Below are 20,918 nucleotides of genomic sequence, written 5' to 3' on the forward strand. Positions count from 1 at the left end.
CTACTCAGCACTCAGCACTCATCACTCAGCACTGGTCTCTCACGATGTTGCACCGATTAGCGCTTCGCGTGCTCCCGAGTCTGGCACTGGCTGTGACCGAGCCCGAGGTTCGGAAACGCAAACGCATCGTCATATTCGTTCCCGGACTCGTCGCGTTCGCTGTCTATCGAGTGGCGAAACACGTGCTGCCGCTCTCGGATGCGCTGACGCTGCTCGCCGTCAGCGGCACGATTTCCACACTGACCGCGATTACCGCGTATCGAGTTGGGCGGGCGAGGCGATGGGCCGAGATTCGACGGGAAGATGGGTTGTACCGCCTTGGGTGGCTCGCGGGGTGGATCGGCTTTGTATATGGTATGCAGCTCTCACTTCTCGTCTTGGCGTTGCTGAAGATTCTCGCGGGCTATGACTTTCTCCTGCATCCCGATGGACCCGCAATGATGGCGATCATCATCGCCTGCACCTCCGTTGCGCGCGATGCGTTCGAGATCGGCCACGTCCGCCGGCTGGAAACAACGGGCACCGCCATTCTCACGTTTCCGGACGGGGTCCACCTCCGTCATTTGATGCGAGAGTTTCCGCGACCTCTGTTTCAGTGGATGGGCCTCGTGGCGGTGCTTTCACTGTCCGTGTCTTGCCTGGCTTGGAGTACGTCGCTCGGCCAAACCGAATTGGCCCAATTCGCGATCGCGTCACTTGTCGGAGGTACGCTTGCGTTGACGGCGTATCTTGCCGGCCAGCAGCGGGCGACCGGCTTGCGGGTTCGTCTCGGTAATGCGTGGTCGGAACTTTTCCGCTTCTGGTGGTGGCCGGGTCTCGCGTTTGCCGCGACCTATTATTTGGCCATGGCCGGATGTGCCGTCTTCGTCTTGAAACGCGATCCGCACGACCTGGTCCTTCAAGCCGGGATGGTCACAGCCGTGGCCCTTCTGATGGCATTGTACGGCTACTACCTCGGTGTCAGGCGGCACTACGAAGACCGGATCAAGCAAGTGATCCCGGCTTCCCTGTTGCGGTGCCCCTTTGTCATGGGCATTCTCAACACGAAGGGTGCGCCGTCGGACGCGGCTGGCGATGACCGCGTCCCGGCCGGCGTGTCGGAACCAATCTTTTCGCAATCCGTGAAGCAAGGATCATGATGCCGATCGTCCTGCCTCGACTGACGGTCACACGTCTTCTTGCACTGCTCCTGGTCGTGCTGTGTGCAGCCTCTGCTGCCGCCCCCCTGGCAGTCGCGGCCGGCGCCTCCTCGTCGCGGGACGTTTATTACTCAACCGAGGGACGCCCGCTGGGGCCCTCCGCGCCTTCGTCGGATACGATAATCTACCCGCGCCTGGGATCGTTCGACAGTCGTCTCGTCGTCTGGTTCGTCACTCAGCAACACACGTACTTCGGCGGCTTCGTCCTCGCGCTCCCGATCTTCTGCGTGATCATGGAAGTCGTCGGCCTCATGGTGCGCGATCGGGGATGGGCGGCGCGGTATGACGCCATGGCACGTGACTTTCTCAAAGTGGCCTTGCTCGCCCTGTCGCTCACCGCTGTCGTCGGCAGCATCATGCTGACTCTCTTCCTCACGCTCTACCCGAGCTTCATGTCCTATATGGGCGGGACATTCAAATCGATGATGCCGGTCTACGCGCTGGTGTTCCTCGGCGAGTCGCTGCTGCTGATTATCTATTACTATAGTTGGGATCGGATGGCGGACCCCGGCCGAAAGTGGCTGCACGCGACGATCGGTGTGATTGCGAATGTGATGGGGGCGGTCTTGCTGTTCCTGGCGAATGCGTGGATCGCCTTCATGATGTCGCCGGCTGGTGTCAACGAGCAGGGCCAATATCTGGGCAACGTCTGGCATCTGCTGCACTCGGCGCTGTGGAACCCGCTCAACGTGCACCGGTTCCTCGCGGATATCATGTCCGGTGGTTCCGTTGTCATCGCCTATGCCGCCTATCGGTTCTTGAAGAGCACGTCCGACGACGAACGCGCGTACTACGATTGGGTTGGGTATGTGTTCCTGTTCGTCACGGTGTGCGCCCTGCTCCCGATGCCGATTGCCGGATACTGGCTGATGCGCTCCGTCTACGCCTTCCGCCAGAGCATGGGCGTGACGATGATGGGCGGACTGCTGACCTGGCTGTTCGTTGTCCAGGCTTTGCTCATCGGTGTGCTCTTTCTCGGCATCAATTACTACATTTGGCAGAGCATGGGCCGAATTCGAGGCGGGGAGCGCTATCAGAACTCTCTCAAGTATCTCGTCTACGGCCTCATGGCGTGCTTGATGGTGTGGCTGACGCCGCACACGATGCTGATGTCCCCGAGTGAGGTAAAGGCGATGGGCGGCGCGCAGCATCCGGTGATTGGGAATTATGGCGTCATGTCGGCCAAAAACGGCGCGATCAATGTGATGATCTGCCTTACCGCCCTCAGCTACATCCTTTACCGCCGCGCGAATCGGACGATCACGGTCCCGTGGGCGCGGACTGGGAACCTCATCCTTGGCGTGCTGTTCGGCGTCGGAATCCTTCACATCATCTGGCTCTCGGTGTATGGCTTTTACCTCCCCGCGAAGATTCGTGTGGCGTTGTCGTCGCCGCAGGCGGCGACGACCTTCTCCGTCCTCTTCCTCGGCTTGTTGCTCAATCGGGCGATGTTGCGCGACGCCATCGTTCACGGACCCATTGAATGGGGAAAGATCTCTGTGCGCGGGATGGTGGCCCTGTTTGGGCTCGCGGCATCGTTCACGTGGGTGATGGGCTTGATGGGGTACATTCGTTCGTCTGGCCGGCTCTCCTGGCATGTGAGTGAGATCATGCCCGACGTCTCGCCGTGGGCCTTCACGCCGTCGCTTGGCTTCGCGGCCAAGATGGTGACGTTGAACATGGTGGTCTTTTGGCTCACGGTGTTGTTCTTGTTTTGGCTCAGCCGTCGGGATGAGCAGTGGGCGATGGCCGAGGGGCAATCCGACGAGCGTGGGCCGTTGCTGACGACGGCAAGCGGAGAGGCACAGCCGTCGTGAGAGAGGGCAGCGTGGCGGGCGTCGCCAGGTTGAAACGAGCACCATGGATCGGGATCGCCGTCGTCGCTGTCTTGGTCGTGTTCCTTTCGTCACAGGCCGCGTGGGCGAACGCCGTGCTCGAGGATTTTCAACATCGGGAGGGCGATGGATTTCCGACCGACTGGCGCAACGAAAGCGGTCGGAGTGAAGCGCGGGCCCGTGAAAGCTATAAGGTGCAGTCGGATCAACGGGGATCTTTCCTCGCCGTGCGCAATGCCGATCAGCGGATCAAGAAAAAGAAGATCGATTGGGATCCCAAAGCCAATCCGATCCTCACCTGGCGGTGGCGTTTGCAGAAGGCGCCCGACGGCGTTGATCCGATCGCCGTCGTCTACGTCACGCTCGACACGGATCTCATGTTCATCCCGGTCTTTACCAAATACGTCTGGAGCGGCACGCGGCCGGACGGTGCGGTGACGGAGGGCGGCATGTTCAGCGGGACCGAAATCGTTGTGCAAAGCGGCGCGAAGCCGGTCGGCGAATGGGTCGAAGAGCGCGTGAATGTGTATGACGATTTCAAACGGATTCACAATCATGAGCCGGCAGCCAAGGCATGGGGCGTTTCGCTGTTTGCCGGGCCCGGTGTGGAGATCGATATCGGACCGCTCACGGTGTCGGCACCGTGAGCGGATAGTGACGCATGGGGAACGCCGCGGTGCGGGCTGTGCCCGTTGTCGGTAAGATCGTCGATGTCGTCCTCGGGACGCTCGTGATGGGGACCGTCGGCAGCTTACTCGGTCTCCTCATGGGACATGAGGCGATGCCGATTGCAATCGGGATCGGGGTCGTCCTGGGTGCGGTGATCGGTCTCTTTCGAGGCCGCGGCTTTCTTGTGAGTATCCTCATCGGCACTATTGCCGGCGGCGCGCTCGCATGGGCCGTCGCCGGTTTCGACAAGATGCTATTCGGGGCCGGGGCGGGTGCCGCGATGGGCGGCTTTCTCGGCGTGCACTCCTCGATGCTGATGGACCTCTGGGCCGAGCGGAAACGGGCGCGGGAATCAGATTCTGCCTCCTGACGGAAAGACTCAGCCATGGAAAATAAAGGTGTGTTGGTCGGTTCGATTATTTTTGTCTTTGCTTCTTTCATCCTGATGATCGTCGGGTTGGTGTACGAATCGTACAAGGCAAAGCAGATGCGGGAATTGGCGAGTTCGATCAAGACCGAGAGTCGATCGACCTCCGTTGTCACACCGCGTGATTATTCGATGTACAAAACCATTGTCGGCGATGACGGACGCGAGATGGTGCAGATCCCGGAAGGGACCTTTACGATGGGGAGCAATGACGGCGATCCCGATGAAGCGCCGGAACATCCGGTCTTTCTCTCTGCGTTCTACATGGACAAGCGGGAAGTGACGCAGGGCGAATACGAGCGCTTTGTCAAAGCCACGAAGCGCGGCAAGCCGTTCATCCCCGTCTTCGAAGACGACCAGTCGAAGATTTTGAAACCCGACCTGCCGGCGATCGGGATGTCGTGGAGCGATGCCGATGCGTACTGCCGTTGGGCGGGCAAGCGCTTGCCGTCGGAAGCCGAATGGGAAAAAGCCGGCCGCGGGGAAAGCAAACGGCGATATCCATGGGGCGATCAATTCGAGACCGGACATGCCAACGTCGACGGCGAAGAAGACGGATTTAAGTATCTCGCGCCCCCCGGCTCCTTCGAATCGGGCCGCAGTCCGTATGGTCTCTACGATATGACGGGCAACGTCGCCGAGTGGGTGGCCGATAGCTACAGCGAGGACTATTATCGGAAGACTCCATTCCGCAACCCACCGGGCCCGGATGAGGGGCAGCACAAGGTCATCCGCGGCGGATCATGGAGAGAAACGCAGCAGAACGCGCGGCTCTCGAAACGGTTTCAGGCCAAGATGTGGCGGACCGACAGCACGATTGGGATACGTTGCGCCAAGGATGTCGATGAGACCGCGGAGCGCGCCGCCAAGACTCCGTGACGTCCAGTCCCCCCGGCCGCGTCGTGCCCTATGTTGGAGACAAGATTCAAGATTGCGCTGTGGCTGACGGTGCTGTTCCTCACCAGTCTGCCCGTGATGGGAATCTTGCGGGGCACCAAGCTGACGCCGTTCGAGGAGGCTCCCGTGCCGGCCGACGCACCGCAGGACCACGCAGCGTCCGTCTCTACAGAAACGCCGGTGGCGGAAGAGATGCTCGTCATCCCGGCCGGTCCGTTTCTGCGGGGCACGAACAGCGGCGGTTTCGATGAACAGCCGGAACGCAGCATCTATTTAGATACCTTCTCCATCGATCGGTATGAAATCACGAACGCCCAATACCTCGCGTTCGTCACTGCCACCAACCATCGGTACCCCGGTCCTCCGTCGCGGTACGCCAAAAACATGGAACGGATGCGGAGCGTCAATCAACCCGTCGTCTATGTGTCGTGGGAGGACGCCGACACTTTCTGCCGGTGGAAGGGCAAGCGCCTTCCGACGGAAGCGCAGTGGGAAAAGGCGATGAGAGGGACCGACGGCCGCTTATGGCCGTGGGGAAACGACCCTGATCCGCGAGGAGCGAATTGGGCCCGCGTTGAGGATGGGTATGAGGTCACAGCGCCTGTCGGAAGATTCCCACGCGATGTCAGTCCTTTTCGGGTGGCTGATGGAGCGGGGAACGTGATGGAATGGGTGTCTGACTGGTATGCGGAGGACGCCTATCAGCAGCCCGTCGACCGCAACCCGGTTGGTCCTGATTTCGGCACCTTCAAGGTCCTGCGTGGAGGCGGGTATACAACGACCGGGATCGATATCCGGATTACGAGCCGGAGCAAAATGGTCCCTGACTTCCGTGATGAGACAATCGGCTTTCGGTGCGCGGTTTCAGGCAGTGTCGGCGGGGCAGAAAAAGGTGCGTCGGAAGCGGGGAAATCATAGAAAATCGAAGTAGTAAAGGATCAGGAACACGGCCAAAATTATATTGACAACCATTCCGGCCAAAACTATAATGTCGAACACTTTTGAATTTTTCTTCATTTTTCTGCCCTTTTGAGAGACAAAACGAAGCGTGAAGAACGATTAACACAGGCCCTCGAAACGTGTCAAGGATTGGGCCGGATCGATCGCGCTAAGGAAGGAGCTCGAATGGAAGCAACGGCTCAGAGCGATATCAGAACCAAGGTCGGCAAGATGATCTTCTATGTGACGTGTGCGGTGAGCCTGTGGTTCTTCTACTGGTTCGCCGGTATTCAGTGTCCTTGCTGATCGGTGTTTCGTTATTCATCCATACTGTCCTCATTGTTGAACGAGGAGTAAAGGACCTATGGGCAAGACTATACTCTACGTAGTTATCTCATTGGCCATCTCGCTGGTCTATTTCACCTTGGTCGATCATTTTTTGATGGAGATGCAGGGCCTCGATTATTGGTATCTTTTCAGGAAGTGATCACTTGTCTCGATGGCCTGAGCTCGCCATTTAATTCGGACGGTGAAGGAGGTTGTTATGGGTAGTGTAACCCGAAAGAAGACGCTGTCAATTATGGCGTTGAGCGCGATGATCGGTCTTCTTTTGTTGCCGATCTTGGTCTCGATTCCGGCGCTCGCAGGCGGGGGAGGGGAAACCGCTGGCGGTCCTCCACCGGACGTCGCTAAGAAAGAGGGCGCGGGCGAGGGCGAGAAGAAGGTCGAGAAGGCTCGCGACGTCTATTACAAGACCGAAGGGATCGTCGTCGGCGCGCCGGCGCCCAAGACGACCGACAGCCCGAAGGATTATCCGCGGTATAACTTCGAGAGCCGCGTCCTGCTCTGGTTTGCCAACCAGCAGCACCTCTACTACGGCAGCTTCGTCCTTGCCGTGCCGATCTTCTGCATGGTCGTCGAGTTCATCGGGATGGTCACGAAAGATAAGGCGATGGCCAAGAAGTACGATCAATTGGCCTACGACTTCATCAAGATCAGCCTCACCGCGTACTCACTGACCGCCATCCTGGGCGGGATCCTCATCTTTACGTTCCTGACGCTCTATCCGTCATTCTTTGGATATCTCTCCAGCATTTTCCGCCCTGTCATGCACATCTATGCGCTCATGTTCGTAGCGGAGAGCGGCACGCTCTACATCTACTACTACGGCTGGGACAAGATGAAGGAAGGCTTGCTGAAGTGGATCCACCTCAGCATGTCCGTCATTCTGAACGTGATCGGGACGGTGCTCATGTTCCTTGCAAACTCCTGGATCGGCTTCATGATGTCGCCGGCCGGGGTCGATGAGCAGGGGCGGTATCTCGGCAACATCTGGCACGTTCTTCACACCGCACTCTGGAACCCGCTCAACTTGCACCGGATCCTCGGGAACATGGCGTTCGGCGGTGGCGTGGTGGCGGCCTATGCGGCGTATCGATTCCTATCGGCGAAGAACGATGAAGAGCGCGCTCATTACGACTGGATGGGCTACATCGCGATGTCGATCGGTGTCGCGTTTTTGATCCCCTTGCCGTTCGCCGGCTACTGGCTGATGCGCGAAGTGTATGCGTATCGCCAGCAGATGGGAATTACGCTGATGGGCGGACTGCTGGCGTGGTTGTTCATTATTCAAGCCACGATGATCGGGATTCTATTCCTCAGCACCAACTACTATCTGTGGCAAGCGCTTGGCCGTATGACGGGGGCCGAGCGGTTCCAGCGGTACATCAAGTATTTTGTCTTCATCCTCGTCTGCGGCTTCTTGATCTTCATTACGCCGCATACAATGGTGATGACGCCGGCGGAATTGAAGGCGATGGGAGGGCAGCAGCATCCCGTGCTTGGTAACTATGGCGTCATGTCCGCCAAGAACGGCGGCATCAACGTCATTATCACCACGACCGTTCTCAGCTTCATTTGGTATCAGCGCGGGAACAAGATTCCGGCGGTATCCTGGTCGAAGTTCGGGAACATCTTCATGGGCTGCTTCTTCTTCCTGGCCTATGTGAACATCATTTGGCTTGCGATCTACGGTTACTACATTCCGGCCAACGTCCGCGTCGGCCTATCGGTGCCGCAGGTCGCCACGACGCTGTCGTGCCTCTTCTTCATGACGGCGCTCAATCTGGCCATGCTGAAGGGCGCGAAGGAGCTGGGGCCGATCCAGTGGGGACGCATCTCGGTGCGGTCGCAATACGCGCTCATCATGCTCGCCACGGCCTTTACCTGGATGATGGGGTTGATGGGCTACATCCGTTCATCGGTCCGACTGTTCTGGCACGTGAACGAGATCATGCGTGACAACTCGCCGTGGGCCTATACGCATACGGTCGGCTTTGCCGCGAACATGATCTCCTTCAACGTGCTGTTCTTCTGGATCAGCATCATGTTCGTCTTCTGGCTCGGCACGCTCGGCGCCAAGAAGGTAGCCGTCGGTGCGAAAGTTCCCGTACCTGGTGGAGCGCCGGAGCCGGCTCACTAGTTTCTTCTTTCCCGACTTAACGAGTCCGCACCGGACTAAGGCGTCCGGTGCGGCTCAGGAGGTTTCGACGTGGCGGAACTATTAGCAGCGGCATTCGATCTGGGGTGGCCTGCCTTGGCCATCCTTGTCGGCTTCATGATTTACTTCCAAGTCAGCACGCCGGATCCCGTCTTGAGACGTCAGCGTGTTTTTAAGACTTTCATCGGCATTCTCGCGGCGATCATGCTTTTCATCGCAATCGCCAATTATAAGATCAACTTCTTTGGGAACTCCCGTCTGCTGCCCGTTTCTCTCGCGATGGTGACCGCGCTTGCCTTTATGATGGGGCTGTACTTCGCCAATGTCAGCGCGCTGTTTAAGATCGGTGGTTTCATGTTTCTGGTTGCCGCCGCGCTCTCCGGTTATGGAAACTGGCTGCCGCAGGTCGAAGGAGGGTTCCCACCTCCTGAGGTGAAGTTGGACTTCGGTTCAATGACACCGCAGCAGTTGGCCGATGAAGGCGAAAAAATTATCTTTGGTGGCATCGGTCAGAGTAAGGTGCAAGGGGCGATCGGCAAGGGGCAATGCCCGCTCTGTCATGGCTTCAATGAAGGATTCTTGAGCGAGCGCGCTCCCAATCTCTTTGGTATTCCTGACCGTGCGAAGACGCGCCTCGAGGACCCTCGGTACCATAAGGGTAAGCCGCAGGACCGCGACACCGAGCAGAAGGAGTCGTTTCCGGGTGCGGGGACCGCTGAAACAGGGCAGGAATATATCGCTGAATCGCACTCCTGTCCGAGCTGCTACGTGGTTGCGGGCTTCGGTGTAAAGGGGACCAACGATAAGCAAAGCCCAATGCCTGCGATTCATAAGCCGCCGATCTCCTTGTCCCTCGGCGAACTGGCGGCCGTCGACACATGGATGTACGTGCGCGAAGGGAAGGACGCCCCTCCCTACGAGGAGATTATCAAGGCGTACGAGAAATTCATTCCCGAAGCGGACCGTCCAAAGCAGACGGAAGACAAGAAGGAGGGCGGAGCGGGTGGAGCATTGCTTGCCGATGGCTCCGAACCCGTTGATCAAATCTTCCAGAAGGCGCAATGTGTGGCTTGCCATACGATTCCGGGAATCGCTGGCGCCGTGGGGACCATCGGGCCGAAGCTCGTCGAAAAGACAAATGCGCCAACGCGGATCAAAGATCCCTCCTACAAGGGCGGAGCTAAATCCGTGCGTGAATACATCACCGAGTCGGTGATCAATCCGAGCGCGTATGTCGTGAAAGGGTTCCCGGATAACACCATGCCGAAAGTATTCGGGCAAAAGCTCAGCGCCGGCGCCTTGAATAAGATCGTTGACTACCTCTCCCAATTAGAAGAGGGCAAGGAGCCGCCGAAGATTTAAGCGTCATTTCGTTTGCCGTTATAAGAAGGAGATTTGCGTTATGACATCGCTGAAGTTAGTCGAAGGCTTCATGCCGATGCAGATGCTCTTCGAATTGGCCCTCTGTGTGGCCATTTTCACGGGTATGAGCTACCTGCTGAGCCGGAGCGGTTTGGCCATTCCACGGTTCTGGCAGGGCATCCTCTTTTGGGTCTTCATTTTGATGTATTTGAAGTATCGGATTTACCCGCCGATTCCCTTCAGCGTGCGGGCCATGTACGGCACGGTTTCGCTGATTGCGATTTTTATGTGGGTGTCGAGCAACGAAACCGATTGGAAGAAGTTCAAGCAGCCGATTCTCAACGTGATGGATGCGATCACACCGCTGCACAAGGTGCTGCGGACCGTCTATCTGATCGCCCTCCCCATCATCTTGTGGGGCTTTTCGTACAATTCCTTCCTCCCGAACCTGGAAGAGCCGATTGAGTTGCGTACCGTGCATCCCGCGCCGCCGGCAAGCACGAAAGTCCATGGGAAGACCTTTGTGCTTCAAACCTCTCAGAATCCGTATCGTGTCAATCCAGAAGGCAAGTACGACCAGGAATACACGAACGGCCGCATCGTCGAGCAGAGCATGGGACGGCTGATGAAGCCCGATGCCAATCCGTGGGATCCAAAGGCGGAAGGCTATCTGAAGTACGTCCGTGAAGGTGGAGAAATCTTTTTCCAGAACTGTCACTTCTGTCATGGTGACAATCTGAATGGTCGGGGCCTCCACGCCTTTGCGTTCAATCCAATTCCGGCCAATTTCACGGACCCGGGCACCATCGCGCAGCTCCAGGAAACGTTCATCTTCTGGCGCGTAGCCAAGGGCGGAATCGGCTTGCCGAGGGAAGGGTTCCCCTGGGCGTCTGTCATGCCGCCGTGGGAGCAGCACCTGACAACCGACGAAATCTGGAAAGTCATTCTTTTTGAATACTGGCACACCGGCTATTATCCAAGGACGTGGGACTAATCCCATTATCGGTGAAAGGGTACATTTATGAGCCGTTTGTGGTTGACACGTAGATTGGTGATGCTCTCAGCGGCTACGCTGAGTGCCGCACTCATTTATGGGACCCCTCTTCCATTTGCATTCGCACAAGAGGGAGTACCCGAAGGCTTCAAGAAGTCCGAGCTCGCCCCTCCGCCCTCGGCGGAAATGATTGAAGCTGGCAAGCGGGTCTACTTCACGAAGTGTGTCTGGTGCCACGGTGTGGATGGTGCTGGCGATGGCCCGGCAGCCGACCGGTTGTGGCCGCGGCCGAGAAACTTCAATCAGGGCACCTTCAAGATCCGGCATACGGCAAGCGGTGAGCTGCCGTTGTTCGATTCCCACAAACCGATCCCAGGTCAAAACGACCTGTTCGAGACCGTCACCCATGGTCTCCCCGGTTCGGCCATGCCCCCGTGGGACGGTATCCTGACGGAGGAGCAGCGGCTCCAGGTGTTGTCTTTCGTCACCACGCAACTCGTCAAGGACCGGAAGTTTGACGATAAGGCAACGGAAACAATCACGGTTCTTCAGTTGAATGAGATCAAGCCCGTGCCCCAGAGCAAGGAAAGCATCGAGAAGGGCAAGCAACTGGTCGTCGATAAGAAATGCATTGAATGTCATGGAATCGACGGGCGCGGCGATGGCAATGCGTTCAATCTGAAGGATGACTGGGGGTTTGCGATCCAACCCGCTGACTGGCACAAGTGCTGGAACTTCCGCGGCAGCCGTCGTGATCCCTACAACGTGAAGAATATCTTCCGGACCTTCTCGACGGGCGTCAACGGAACGCCGATGCCCTCGTTTGCCGACAGCACCACCCTTGAAGAGCGGTGGCATATTGCGAATTTCGTGAATTCGCTGTGCGAGCGGGACATCAACGGCAATCCGCTGGAAATCGACCCGTTGACGGACAAGCCGAAGATCAACTTCGTGATTCGGTCAGGGCCGGTCGAGGGCGACATCTCGGATGACCCCGAGAATGAGATGTGGCAGAAGCGGGAACGGAAGTATGTCGCACTCGGCGGGCAGATCACGCATAAGCCAAGAAACTTCGTGAACCGCTTGGATGACGTATGGGTGCGGTCGCTCTATAACGAGAAGGAAATCGTCTTTCTGTTCCAATGGGACGACCGGACCAAAAGCGTGGCAACAGAGAAACTTCCCTTTGCCCCAACTGAAGTCAATCTCGACGCGTATGGCATAAAGGAACAGGAGCCGAAGACGGGCGAAGAAGGTTCAATCGCCGCGCATCAGAACAAGTACACGGTCTACAACGATGCGCTCGCGTTCGAATTCCCCGTGAAGTGGCAGGAGCTTCCGCCACCGGAGAAACCGCGGTACCTGTTCGGTGACGACAAGTACCCGGTCGATATCGTCAAGTGGGACGCAGACGGGTCGATCCGTGCCTTCACCGGCACGGGTTGGGATAAGGATTTTGAGGAGCGGGACAGCTACGCCGAAAAGCTCAAGGTTCTGAAGGCGGAGTGGAAAGACGGGCGTTGGACGCTCATGATCAGCCGGCCGCGTAAGGCCGACTACGAAGAAGACACCTATTTCGAGGTCGGAAAGTATATCCCGACCGTCTTCTTCCTGTGGGATGGGCACAACGGAGACATCGGGCGTAAGATGGCAGTCTCGGCGTTCTACTACACAATTCTCGAGCCGCCCATTCCAAAAGAGACGTACATCTATCCGACCCTGATCGCGGTCGGGATCGTGATTCTGGAAGGATGGGTGCTGACTCGCCGAGCCAATAAGAGGAAGGCGAAAGCAGCGTAGCCGGCCCGATTGCGCGAACGAAAAGGGGGAGTGGGTTGGCCCACTCCCCCTTTTCTATTTGGAGACCATGGTGCCGAGCCAGCGAAAAATTGCAGGCGTCACCGGCGTTCTCCTGGCCGGAGGGCAAAGCAAGCGGATGGGGCAAGACAAGAGATTCCTGGAGCTGGACGGCGAATCTCTCGTCGCACGAGCCGTTCGGCTCTACCGGACCTTGTTCGACGATATCGTCATTGTTGTGGCGAAGGACCCGGAGCGGTTTCTCACGCTGGGCACGCGCGTCGTGACGGACGTTGTTCCCGACTGTGGCAGTCTCGGCGGCCTGTACACGGGTCTCGCGTCTGCCCACTACCCGAGAATATTTGCGGCCGCCTGTGACATGCCGTTTCTGAACCCGGTGGTGGTCCGAGCCCTCACGGAATTCGAGATCGAGAGCGACGTCGTCATGGTTCGTTTGGTCACCGGCCTTCAACCGACACATGGGGTCTATAGGTCTACCTGCTTGCCGCATATGAAAGCGATGATCGATGCACGGGACTTGACCATTCAGAATCTGCTGACGCGGTCAGGACTCCATGTCACCATCGTTCCGGAAGAGCGTATCCGTCCCCTGGACTCGCAGTTATTATCGTTTCTCAACGTGAACACCCCTTCAGATCTTGAGTTTGCTCGCAAGCTCATCGCGGAGCGGGCGGGAGGATCAGTAACCTGATGAGACGGCGAGATGCGGTCTTTATCGTCCATCCCGGTGCGTTAGGTGATGTGCTGCTTGCGCTCCCGGCGATTCGCTTTCTCCGTCGGTCGTGGGCGCATCACCGGCTCGGCCTGTTGGCGGGAAACGCAGTCGGAACGCTCCTGAAGGAGTGCGGGGAGATCGATCAACTATTCACGCTGGAAGGTTCGGCCCTGACCAGTCTGGTAGGTTCTAGCCCGTCGCCCTCCGCTGTGTCTGCCTGGCTCATGGACACGGAAGTCGCTGTCTGTTGGACGGCCAGCGCCGATCAGCGTCTCGAAACCGTCTTTGCGCGGTATGGCGTACTCCAGTCTGTCATTCAGTCGCCGCATAGCGACCAACTCACCTCTGTCCATCAAGCGGACCGTTTCCTAGAAACGCTGGGCCATGTGCGTCAGCCGTTGCTGCCCGAGAGATGGGCTGAGAACCATCCATTAGCGGTCCCGGAGTCGCGACGGGCACCGGCGGCAGCCCGGCTTAGAGAGGCCGGCATTGACCCCGCCAAAGGATTCGTGGCGATCCACCCGGGGAGCGGGAGCCGGCATAAGAATACGTCCTCGGCGTTGCTCGCCGAATTTGTGCGATGGTGTGCCGACCATGGCCTTCGAGCCGCCATTCTTAGCGGACCAGCCGATCTCGCGTGGGCGCATCAACTCAACGAACAGTGCCACTCTCCGATCCCCATCTTTCATGGGCTGGATTTGCGAGATACGGCGGCACTGCTCTGCTTTGCGTCGCTGTACGTCGGCCATGATTCCGGGCTCACGCACATGGCGGCGGCTCTCCACGTTCCGACACTTGCGGTGTTCGGTCCGACCGATCCTCGGCGCTGGGCGCCGCGTGGCGACTACGTGACCGTGTTGACCGGTGGAGCGTGCGCGTGCCCCGAGTGGAGTGCGGTTCAGCAGTGCGAGGAGAAACCGTGCCTGTCGATAAAGGTCGAGGAGATGATCCATGGAACTACGCGGCTTCTCAGTCGTTCACCCGTCTCGCGATGAGCCGTTGTCTTGTGCTGCGGGGGCAGTTGTGCTACAGTCCGCTGCTGTTTTTTTGACGGCTGCATAACGAGTTAGGGGATGATCGTGGCCGCCGATCTGGTCAGGAAAAAGGTGCTCCGGGCGCTCCAAGACGCGCTCGACGAAGCGAAGCAGCACGGTCAGCTCAAGCTGGAGACGCAACCGAACTTGTCGCTTGATCTGCCTAAACGGCCGGAGTGGGGGGATCTCGCCTCGACCGTCGCGATGGCGTTGGCGGCGAGCGAGAAGCGCTCACCGCAGGACGTCGCCGCGATCCTTCTCGAACATCTGCAGCGGCGCGCTGCCATATTCGACCGGATCGAAATCGCGAAACCCGGCTTTCTTAATATGACGGTCAAACGCGATGTCTGGCTCGAAGTGCTCAGCGAAATTCACGAGCAGGCTGAACGCTACGGGCGATGCGACCTCGGCCAAGGCCGGCGCGTGCTGATCGAATACGTGAGCGCCAATCCGACCGGGCCACTGCATGTTGGGCACGGTCGAGGGGCCGCCGTCGGGCATGCGCTTTCCAACATCCTTCGCGCAGCCGGGTACGACGTCGTGACGGAATATTATGTCAACGACGCGGGACGGCAAATGATGCTCCTCGGCGCCTCCGTCTATGCGAAGTACCTCGAACGCTGCGGTCGCACCGCGGCATTTCCGGAGGACGGGTATCGAGGTGGGTATATCGATGACATCGCGGAGGACATCGAGAAGCGCTTTGGAAAGGCACTTGTCGAACTCCCACCTGACCAAGCTGAGGCCCGATGCCGTGACGTTGCCGCGCAGGACATGCTCAATCGGATCCGCGAGGACCTCGCCCGCTTCGGCGTGACATTTGATTCATGGTTCAGCGAAGCGTCGCTCGTCACGTCCGGGGCCGTAGGTCGCGTGCTCGATGACCTTCGGTCGCGCGGCCTGCTGTTTGAAGAGGGCGGCGCGCTCTGGTTCCGATCGTCCGCCTTCGGGGACGACAAAGATCGCGTCGTACGAAAAAAGGAAGGCGACTGGACCTATCTCGCGTCGGATATCGCCTACCATCGGGATAAATTGATGCGCGGGTACGATGTGTTGATCGATGTCTGGGGCGCCGACCATCACGGCTATATCGGCCGCATGGAAGCCGCCGTCCAAGCGTACGGCCATCCGAAGGAGCGGCTACGCGTCGTGCTCGTCCAGATGGTCAATTTGCTGCGCGGCGGAAAGAAAGTCGAGATGTCAAAACGGGCCGGTGAATTCGTCACGATGCGGGAAGTGATGGATGAGGTCGGACCGGATGCCGCTAAATTTTTCTTTCTGATGCGGCGATCCGACAGCCATCTCGATTTCGACCTGGAGCTGGCCGCCCGACAATCCGCGGAGAACCCGGTGTACTACGTCCAGTACGCGCACGCTCGCCTCTGCAGCCTCTTTCGGGTTGCGGAAGAACGGGGCATTCGCGTGCCGTCCCCTCAAGACGCCGATTTAAGCGCGTTGAGCGACCCGGATGAATTTGCCTTGATCCGAAAGCTGTCCGCCTATCCGGTGGTCATCTCCGGCAGTGCCGAGACGCTCGAGCCGCACCGCATGACCTTCTATCTCCAGGAACTCGCGGCTCTTCTGCACACCTTCTACTATAAGCATCGAATTATGCCGGCAGCCGGTGAGGGAGACAGCCGCGACGAGCAGTTTGTGCCGGAAGTAGAGCGGCGCGCGAACAGACGAGAGGCGCCTGACCCCCATGTCACCATTGCGCGACTGGTGCTCATGAAACAGGTGCAGCAAGTGATTAAGAACGGATTGGATATCCTCGGCGTCTCGGCGCCCGAACGCATGTAACGCCCGGCGCAGCAGCCCATCGCAGACCCTCAGTTGATTAGCGACTCATGATCAGCTTCTCGGCTCATCGGACGGATCTCGGCGGCCTTGCGCGCACCGGCACCTTGGCCACAGCCCACGGTACGATCGAGACTCCCGCCTTCATGCCCGTCGGCTCCTTGGGCGCAGTCAAAGGCATCGAGCCACAGGACCTTCAGAGCATGGGCTACGGTCTGATCCTGAACAACGCGTACCATCTTTACCTGAGGCCGGGGCATGAGACCGTCGCCGCGATCGGGGGCTTGCATCGATTCACGGGGTGGCCCGGTGCGATCCTCACCGACAGCGGCGGCTTTCAAGTCTTCAGCTTGTCGAAGTTGTGTAAGATCACCGACGACGGCGTGACGTTCCAATCGCATCTGGACGGCTCTCTCCATCACATCACACCGGAACGGGCGATCGAGATCCAGGAAGCCCTCGGCGCGGACATCATCATGGCGTTCGATGAGTGTCTGGCCCTTCCTGCGCCAACGGAACGCATCATCGAGGCGGTCGAGCGGACCAACCGCTGGGCGGCCAGATGTCTCGCGGCCAAAGGCCGACGTGATCAAGCGCTCTTCGGGATCGTGCAGGGTGGGCATGATGCCGACCTGCGGCGTGCGGCGGCGAGAGCGATCGTTCAGATGGGGTTCGATGGCTACGCGATCGGCGGGTTGTCAGTGGGAGAAGCCAAGTCGGTGATGTACGCCATGCTCGACGCCACCGTCCCCGAGCTTCCGGTCGATCGGCCCCGTTATTTGATGGGCGTCGGGATGCCGGAAGACTTGGTTGAAGGCGTCGCGCGGGGCGTCGATCTCTTTGACTGCGTCGTGCCCACGCGCCACGGCCGAACCGGCTGGCTGTTCACGTCCACGGGTCGCCTCGTCATCAAACAGTCGCAGTACGCGAGGGATGAGCGCCCGATCGATCCCGCCTGCGAGTGTCCGGTCTGTCGCGGGTATTCACGGGCTTACCTCCATCATCTGTTTCTCGTGAAGGAAATGCTCGGGATTCGTCTCAATACACTCCATAATCTGTATTACTTCTCCCAGCTAATGCGGGGACTCCGAGCGACGATCGCAGCCGGGACACTGAACGAGTTTCGACGGGAATTTTACGAGCGCCGGACATTAGGCGAACCGGACACTGCCGAATCGCATGAAGCGGCGAGCGTCGGGCCGGACAGTCGATTCGAGGAGGGGCGAGGATGAGGATGATGACCATCGCGTCGATCGCATGGGCGCAGGGGACGACGAGCGGCTCCGGCGGCAGTGCGCTTCTCTCGTTCGTGCCGTTCATTCTGATCTTCGTCATCTTCTACTTTCTCCTGATCCTCCCCCAACAAAAACGGCAAAAGAAGCTAAAGGAAATGCTGGACACGCTGAAGAAGGGCGACAAGGTCATTACGTCCGGCGGAATCTGGGGGACGGTCACGAATCTCGGCAAGGAAACGGTCACGCTGCAGATCTCGGATAACACCAAGATCAAGGTGCAGCGGGAGCACATCGCACGGGTCCGGAGTGAGGAAGAAGAGTAGGTGCGATGACTGCCCTCGTACTTGAGCAGTGAGAGAGCAGCCGAAATGGGGGCAGCGGCTTCGCTTGAAAGACAGCGCGGCGTGGAACGCTCGGACGCTCCGGGCGGCCCGCCGCGCAAATACGGCCGGCTCACCATCTCGCCGGCGTGCACAACCGTGGCGCTCTTTATTCATCGCGCCGTGCGCCTTGCGGCGTCCGAGCTGCGCTGAACGCCGCTTTGAACAGTCAGCGGCTTGCTCGCCGCGCTTCGCTGAGCGGTTCGCCACCCCGCTCTGATGGCGCTGCACGGCTGCCCCCGTTCCGGCTGCAGGATGAGAGTTTTGAGATTGCTTCTAGTTCAGAGGAAAGGTTAACGCGCGGATGAAGAAAGTCGGTGGTCGGTTTGCCTTGTTGGGGTTGGTCGTCGTGCTGTCCCTCGTCTTTTTCCTGCCGTCGGTCCCTGCGATCTATCAGGAACTCCCGTCCTGGTTGAAAGCGGTCATGCCGAACAAAGGGATTACGCTGGGGCTGGATCTTCAAGGCGGTATTCACCTCGTGTTGGAAGTCGATGAGGAACGGGCGGTCGAAATCGCCGTGGATCGGTCGGTCACGGCCATCCAGGACGAGCTGACCGATAAGAAGATTCCCGTGGAATCGGTCAAGCGCACGTCCCCGACTCAGGTCACGCTCTCATTTCAAAACGCTGAATTGAAGGAGCAGATCACGAAGGTGATGGAGGATTTTCCGTCCTTCGTCGCGGCCAATACGGCGGCAAGCGCCGGGCTGGTGTACGAGCTCAAGGATGCGGAGATCAAGCGCATCAAGGACTCCGCGATCAACCAGGCGCTCGAAACCATCCGGAACCGCATCGATCAATTCGGGGTCGCCGAGCCGCTCATCCAGCGCCAGGGTCTCAAGCAAATCGTGGTGCAGCTCCCCGGCATCAAAGAGCCGAAGCGCGCCAAGGATCTGATCAAGGAAACGGCGCTGTTGGAATTCAAGATGCTCGATGAATCCAGCAACGTGGCGATGGAGTTGCCCCAGCGGATTCCCAAGGGCAAGGAAGAGGAGGTGCTGAAGCAGTTCGAGGGGAAGATTCCGGAAGGCGACCAGATCCTGTTCGAGAAAATCGTCGACAAGGATACCGGCCGCGAATACCGGACGCCCTATCTCGTCAAAAAACGCGTCATGCTGGCCGGCGACGTCTTGAGCGATGCGCGGGTCGCGATCGGGCAGTTCAATGAGCCCTACGTCTCGGTGACCTTCGACGCGAAGGGGGCGCGGGAGTTCGATCGGATCACCGCTGAGAACGTCAAGAAACGAATGGCGATCGTGCTGGACAACACCGTGTATTCCGCTCCGGTGATCAACGAACGGATCAGCGGCGGGCGTGCGCAGATTACGGGGACGTTCACGACACAGGAGGCGAACGATCTTGCGATCGTCCTCCGCGCGGGCGCGTTGCCGGCACCGCTCAAGGTCATCCAGGACCTCACGGTCGGACCCTCGTTGGGCCGCGATTCGATTGAAAAGGGCGTGCGTGCGACGCTGATTGCCGGTGTGCTCGTCGTGGCCTTCATGGTCGTCTACTATCGGCTGTCGGGTGTCATTGCCGACTTCGCGCTTGTCTTGAATTTGATCTGTCTGGTCGGCGCACTCGCGGGCCTCAACGCGACGTTGACGCTGCCGGGTATCGCCGGCATCATCTTGACCATCGGCATGGGCGTGGACTCGAACGTCCTGATCTTCGAGCGTATCCGCGAGGAGCTGCGACAGGGCAAGCCGGTGCGTCTCGCGGTCGACAGCGGCTACGACAAAGCCCTCCTGACGATCATCGACTCGCACGTCACGACGTTGATCACCGGCCTCGTGCTCTTTCTGTTCGGCACCGGGCCGATCAAAGGCTTTGCGGTGACCTTGTGCCTCGGCATCGCCATCAATCTCTTTACCGCGTTAGTTGGCACCAAGGTGATCTTCGACTGGATCAATCAGCGACGGAAGCTGTCGCAGTTGAGTATTTAATGAGGGGCCTGCATGTTCGAGATTCTCGGCAAGACCAACATCGACTTCATGGGCAAGCGGACGATCGCGTTCCTCTTTTCCGGCTTCATGGTGCTGCTGGGCATCGTGGCGCTCGTACAGATTGGCCGGGGGCACGCCAACCTGGGCATCGACTTCGCCGGTGGGACGGCGGTCCAGTTGAAGTTCGAGAAACCGATTCGGATCGACGAAGCCCGGAAAGCGTTGGAGTCGCAAGGCGTGCCGAATGTCGATCTGCAGGAGTTCGTCGACGAGAACAAGATTCTGGTGCGCGTAAAAGCGGGGAGCACCATCGAAGAAAAAGTCGCGGATCGGATCGTGGCGATCTTCAGAAAAGAATTTCCCGACAATGCCTTCGTCATCGAATCATCGACCGAAATCGGACCAACGATCGGAAAGAAACTTCAGACCGACGCGCTGATTGCGATTGCCATTTCGCTGGCCGGCATCATTCTCTATATCGCGGCGCGGTTTGAATTTCGCTTTGGTGTGGCGGCCGCCCTCGCGACGTTCCATGACGTGCTGGCCGTGCTTGGCGCCTTCTACATTCTCGATAAGGAAATCACGCTGCTGGTGGTGACGGCGCTCTTGACGCTTGCCGGCTATTCGCTGACCGATACGGTGGTCGTCTTCGACCGTATTCGAGAAAACCTGAAAATTCGCCGCCGGGATACCATCGAAACCGTCATCAACAACGGGATCAATCAGGTGTTGAGTCGAACGATCGTCACGAGCCTCACCGTCGTGATCGTGCTCATCCCATTGACCCTCGCCGGCGGTGAAGTGCTGCATGACTTCAGCCTCGCCCTGCTCTGGGGTGTGATCTTCGGCACCTATTCCTCCGTCTTCGTGGCGAGTCCCCTCTTGCTGCTCTGGCCGACGAGCGAGGGCCGCTTGCTCAAGCGCGCCTAGAAGCTATCTCAAAATCGCTTGAGCGCTGAGAGAGCAGCCGGAACAGGGTTCGCTTGAAAGACAGACCTCACCGCTCGCTGAGGCCTACCCCCTCCCTTCCAGAATGCACCTAGCGTAACGGCCGGCCACGTGCATATATGGGCACTCCGTGTATCATCGGCCGAGAGCGAAAGGCGACACGGATGGACGCGACGGACCGTAGTGGTTCGCTGAAACGCATGGTGTACGAACGCTAGTTACCT

18 protein-coding genes are annotated in these 20,918 nt (G+C 58.8%); all 18 read left to right on the forward strand.

Features of this window, described 5'->3' with window-relative positions; all coding sequences use genetic code 11:
- Positions 1–44: 44 nt before the first annotated feature.
- The 18 genes from AC1U7K_RS00920 (at position 45) to secF (ending at position 20,676) form a co-directional block, all read left to right on the forward strand.
- The gene (locus tag AC1U7K_RS00920; RefSeq protein WP_480248938.1) at positions 45–1,139 is read left to right on the forward strand and encodes a hypothetical protein; all 1,095 of its coding nucleotides are present in this window, start codon (positions 45–47) and stop codon (positions 1,137–1,139) included.
- Complete coding sequence (locus tag AC1U7K_RS00925) at positions 1,136–3,016, forward strand: cytochrome ubiquinol oxidase subunit I (RefSeq protein WP_480248939.1); 1,881 nt, start codon at positions 1,136–1,138, stop codon at positions 3,014–3,016. Before AC1U7K_RS00920 ends, AC1U7K_RS00925 begins: the two co-directional genes overlap by 4 nt.
- On the forward strand, positions 3,013–3,681 hold the full coding sequence (locus AC1U7K_RS00930) for a DUF3047 domain-containing protein (RefSeq protein ID WP_480248940.1): 669 nt from the start codon (positions 3,013–3,015) through the stop codon (positions 3,679–3,681). Before AC1U7K_RS00925 ends, AC1U7K_RS00930 begins: the two co-directional genes overlap by 4 nt.
- A 14-nt stretch (positions 3,682–3,695) precedes the next feature.
- On the forward strand, positions 3,696–4,073 hold the full coding sequence (locus tag AC1U7K_RS00935; RefSeq protein ID WP_480248941.1) for a hypothetical protein: 378 nt from the start codon (positions 3,696–3,698) through the stop codon (positions 4,071–4,073).
- A gap of 15 nt (positions 4,074–4,088) precedes the next feature.
- Positions 4,089–5,009, forward strand: coding sequence for a formylglycine-generating enzyme family protein (locus AC1U7K_RS00940; RefSeq protein WP_480248942.1), 921 nt, complete (start codon positions 4,089–4,091; stop codon positions 5,007–5,009).
- A 30-nt stretch (positions 5,010–5,039) separates the two neighbouring features.
- Positions 5,040–5,945 carry a formylglycine-generating enzyme family protein gene (locus AC1U7K_RS00945; protein WP_480248943.1) on the forward strand — a complete coding sequence of 302 codons (906 nt, stop codon included), beginning with the start codon at positions 5,040–5,042 and terminating at the stop codon, positions 5,943–5,945.
- A gap of 385 nt (positions 5,946–6,330) precedes the next feature.
- Positions 6,331–6,453, forward strand: coding sequence for a hypothetical protein (locus tag AC1U7K_RS00950; protein ID WP_480248944.1), 123 nt, complete (start codon positions 6,331–6,333; stop codon positions 6,451–6,453).
- A 57-nt stretch (positions 6,454–6,510) separates the two neighbouring features.
- Positions 6,511–8,448 (forward strand): cytochrome ubiquinol oxidase subunit I, encoded by a 1,938-nt coding sequence (locus tag AC1U7K_RS00955; protein ID WP_480248945.1) that lies wholly within the window; start codon positions 6,511–6,513, stop codon positions 8,446–8,448.
- Positions 8,449–8,517: 69 nt separating this feature from the next.
- Complete coding sequence (locus tag AC1U7K_RS00960) at positions 8,518–9,828, forward strand: c-type cytochrome (protein WP_480248946.1); 1,311 nt, start codon at positions 8,518–8,520, stop codon at positions 9,826–9,828.
- 40 nt (positions 9,829–9,868) lie between these two features.
- Positions 9,869–10,822: a c-type cytochrome gene (locus AC1U7K_RS00965; RefSeq protein WP_480248947.1), complete on the forward strand. Its 954-nt coding sequence runs from the start codon at positions 9,869–9,871 to the stop codon at positions 10,820–10,822.
- Between the two features lie 186 nt (positions 10,823–11,008).
- Positions 11,009–12,622 (forward strand): c-type cytochrome, encoded by a 1,614-nt coding sequence (locus tag AC1U7K_RS00970; RefSeq protein ID WP_480248948.1) that lies wholly within the window; start codon positions 11,009–11,011, stop codon positions 12,620–12,622.
- 67 nt (positions 12,623–12,689) lie between these two features.
- Positions 12,690–13,331 (forward strand): molybdenum cofactor guanylyltransferase, encoded by a 642-nt coding sequence (mobA, locus tag AC1U7K_RS00975; RefSeq protein WP_480248949.1) that lies wholly within the window; start codon positions 12,690–12,692, stop codon positions 13,329–13,331.
- Positions 13,331–14,350 carry a glycosyltransferase family 9 protein gene (locus AC1U7K_RS00980; RefSeq protein ID WP_480248950.1) on the forward strand — a complete coding sequence of 340 codons (1,020 nt, stop codon included), beginning with the start codon at positions 13,331–13,333 and terminating at the stop codon, positions 14,348–14,350. Before mobA ends, AC1U7K_RS00980 begins: the two co-directional genes overlap by 1 nt.
- A gap of 78 nt (positions 14,351–14,428) precedes the next feature.
- The gene (gene argS / locus AC1U7K_RS00985; protein ID WP_480248951.1) at positions 14,429–16,189 is read left to right on the forward strand and encodes an arginine--tRNA ligase; all 1,761 of its coding nucleotides are present in this window, start codon (positions 14,429–14,431) and stop codon (positions 16,187–16,189) included.
- Positions 16,190–16,236: 47 nt separating this feature from the next.
- Positions 16,237–17,418, forward strand: a complete 1,182-nt coding sequence (gene tgt, locus AC1U7K_RS00990; protein WP_480248952.1) for a tRNA guanosine(34) transglycosylase Tgt — start codon at positions 16,237–16,239, stop codon at positions 17,416–17,418.
- Positions 17,415–17,744, forward strand: coding sequence for a preprotein translocase subunit YajC (yajC, locus tag AC1U7K_RS00995; RefSeq protein WP_480248953.1), 330 nt, complete (start codon positions 17,415–17,417; stop codon positions 17,742–17,744). Before tgt ends, yajC begins: the two co-directional genes overlap by 4 nt.
- Before the next feature lie 361 nt (positions 17,745–18,105).
- Positions 18,106–19,746, forward strand: a complete 1,641-nt coding sequence (gene secD, locus AC1U7K_RS01000; protein ID WP_480248954.1) for a protein translocase subunit SecD — start codon at positions 18,106–18,108, stop codon at positions 19,744–19,746.
- Positions 19,747–19,758: 12 nt separating this feature from the next.
- Positions 19,759–20,676, forward strand: a complete 918-nt coding sequence (gene secF / locus AC1U7K_RS01005; protein ID WP_480248955.1) for a protein translocase subunit SecF — start codon at positions 19,759–19,761, stop codon at positions 20,674–20,676.
- The last annotated feature ends 242 nt before the right edge of the window (positions 20,677–20,918 follow it).

Source organism: Nitrospira sp. Vd2 (assembly GCF_979581665.1).